This window comes from Kitasatospora sp. NPDC059327 (genome assembly GCF_042752535.1).
Taxonomy (GTDB): Bacteria; Actinomycetota; Actinomycetes; order Streptomycetales; family Streptomycetaceae; genus Kitasatospora.
Genome location: NZ_JBHYYB010000044.1, coordinates 3,728 through 6,223 on the forward strand (window position 1 = coordinate 3,728; position 2,496 = coordinate 6,223).

General features: G+C 75.9%; 2 protein-coding genes. Both read left to right on the forward strand.

Annotated features, from left to right (window positions below):
* The first annotated feature begins 336 nt into the window (after nt 1–336).
* Nucleotides 337–1,524, forward strand: coding sequence for a DUF3103 family protein (locus ACFXHB_RS24955; protein ID WP_380576837.1), 1,188 nt, complete (start codon nt 337–339; stop codon nt 1,522–1,524).
* A 106-nt stretch (nt 1,525–1,630) separates the two neighbouring features.
* Entirely contained in the window at nt 1,631–2,392 is a 762-nt protein-coding gene (locus tag ACFXHB_RS24960) for a GNAT family N-acetyltransferase (protein WP_380576838.1), read from the forward strand.
* The last annotated feature ends 104 nt before the right edge of the window (nt 2,393–2,496 follow it).

The window sequence follows — 2,496 nt, forward strand, 5'->3', positions numbered from 1 at the left end:
CCGCCTTCGGGGGCGGCGCGGCCCCGACGGGGGCGCCCCCCGCGCCCGGCGGGGGGCCGGCGGCGGTGGGGCCCCCCGGGGGGGGGCCCCCCCCACGTCTGTTTCGCACGTCTGTTTTCGCCGGGCCGGTCGGGGAGGTCCGGGCGGGGGAGGGGGCGGGCGGGGCGCCCCGCCGTCGGAGCCGCGTCTTCACAGAGGCGACAGGTTCCGGGGGTTGATACGGCGTCAGGGAACCTCTTCACTTGTCATGGCACCGACGTTCTTGATCGCGGTGCGGTGCCGTTCCACCGGCTCCATCCGCTCCGACGCCTCACCCGACGAGTCTGGAGATCCCTCATGTCCGTACCCCCTCTGCGGCGCGCCGTCGTGGCGCTCGCGGCCCTGCCGCTGCTCGCGCTCGGCGCCGGCCAGGCCGTCGCCGCCCCGGCGCCCGCGCCCGCCGCCCAGGCCACCGCCGCCCGGGCCACCACCACCCAGGTCTCCGCGATCGAGGACGAGGTGGCCCGCGCCCTGGCCACCTCGCTCACCGACTCCGCGCTGCGCGACCGGCTGCGGTCCGCCACCACCGGCGCGGCGACCGGACCGGTCGGGCTCGCCCCGCTGGCCACCGCCGCCCAGGGCCCGGCCGCCCGCGCGCTGGCGGCCGCCACCACCAAGGCGGACCGCGCGATCGCCGCCGCCAAGGGCCTCGGCGCCGACCTCGGCCCGCTGCTGCGCGTCCAGTTGGCCGATCCCTCGATGCGGGCCGCCCTGGACGCGGGCGCCACCCCGCTGGTGGCCACCGCCGTCGCCGACGACCACGCCCGCACCGTCCGCGCCTACGACACCGCCGGCCGGGCCCACGCCCTCGACGCCGCGACGGTGCCCGGGCAGCCGGTCTACCTGATCGACATCGACACGGCCAGGACGCTGGCCGCCGGACTGGCCGTCCTGCAGCGGGAGTTCGGCGCGCGCGGCCTCGACGCCGTCGCCCCGGGCGGACCCGCCGCCGCGGCGCCCGCCGCCCAGGGGCCCGGCGCGGCGCAGGCTGCCGGTGGCTGGTGGGCCACCAAGATCAGCGGCATCGAGGTGGCCGACGACGAGGAGCCCTGGTTCAAGGGCGCCGCCGAGATGTTCAGCCTGGTGACCGGCTTCGGCCAGGACGGCAAGGTCCGGGTCGACTCGGTCGCCATGCCGTACCTGCAGTACGACGGCACGGTGTACTACCCGAACCAGATCCTGGTGAACTGGTCGAACTACAAGTACAACCTGGCCGATGTCGTCCTGATGGAGGACGACGGCGACACCAACTACCTGGCCCTCGCCCAGGCGGTGGCGGCCGTCCTGCTCACCATCGCCGACCAGGGGGCCTACATCCCGCTGGTCAACGCCGTCCTGGCGGCAATGCCCGCGTCCTGGTGGGTCGACGACCCGGACTACGTGGACTCCTGGTACACCCTGGCCCGGACCAGCTCGGGCCGCCTCAACGGGGCGCGCGGCAACGGCTGGATGACCGTCGAGCCGTACTGGGTCGGCCAGCTCTGACCTCCCCACCGGGCCGGGCCGGCGGAGCGCCGCGACGCGCTGCGCCGGCCCGGCCCGGTGATCGATCAACCGTGTGACGAGGACACGTCCGTACTACCGTGGCCCGATGACAACGGAATCCACGTCGACCGGCCGGCCGGTCTCCCTGGCCGGGGCGCCGACGCTCCAGGCCCGCAACTCCGCCGCCTTCTGGACCGCGACCGGCCGGTCCCGGGGGCACGAGGTGATCCGGCGCGGCGGATTCGTCGCGGTCGACGGTGACGAGCGGGCGGGGCTGCGGATCCTGATCCAGGAGCCCCACCTCGACGCGGGCGCAACGGCCGAGTTGAGCGAACTGACCCGCCGGGCACCGGGCGCGGTGACCGTCGAGGACCCGTTCAGTTCGACCGATCTGGGCCACCTGGGCATGCGCACCTGGCAGATGCCGGTCATGCTGCGCCTGCCCGGCCCCGTCGCCGAACCCGCACTGGACGTGACCCGGGTGCGGCAGCCCGCGGACCTCCGGGCGGCCGAGCGGGTCGTGATCGAAGGCTTCGAGCTGGACGGGTTCGAGCCCTACCGCCCCGGCGAGCTCTTCCCGGCGACGCTGGTCGAACAGCCGGGCGTGGACGTGTTCATCGCTTCGGTCGACGGCGTGGTGGCGGGCGCCGGCGTGAGCGTCGTGGCCGACGGCGTCGGCAGCCACTACTGGATCGCCGCCTCCTCGGCCTGCCGCTCGCGCGGCGTGGGCCGGGCCGTCATGCTCGGCGCGCTCGCCCACCTGGCGGACCTCCCGGCCACCCTCACCGCCTCGAAGCTGGGCCGCCCGCTCTACGAGTCGCTGGGCTACACGGTCGCGTCCCCCGCGACCTGGTGGGCCTCCTCCTGAGCGACGGTATCGCGCGTGGGGATTGGGTACCCCCCACATACCACGCGCGCCCAGGGGGCCGCGGCGTGGGGTGCGGGGTCGTGCCCCGGGCCCCGGAGGGGCGG

Excerpts from the sequence above, each read along its gene's own strand:
- ACFXHB_RS24960 (WP_380576838.1), top strand. The coding sequence starts at position 1,631 with ATGACAACGGAATCCACGTCGACCGGCCGGCCGGTCTCCCTGGCCGGG.
- ACFXHB_RS24955 (WP_380576837.1), top strand. The coding sequence starts at position 337 with ATGTCCGTACCCCCTCTGCGGCGCGCCGTCGTGGCGCTCGCGGCCCTG.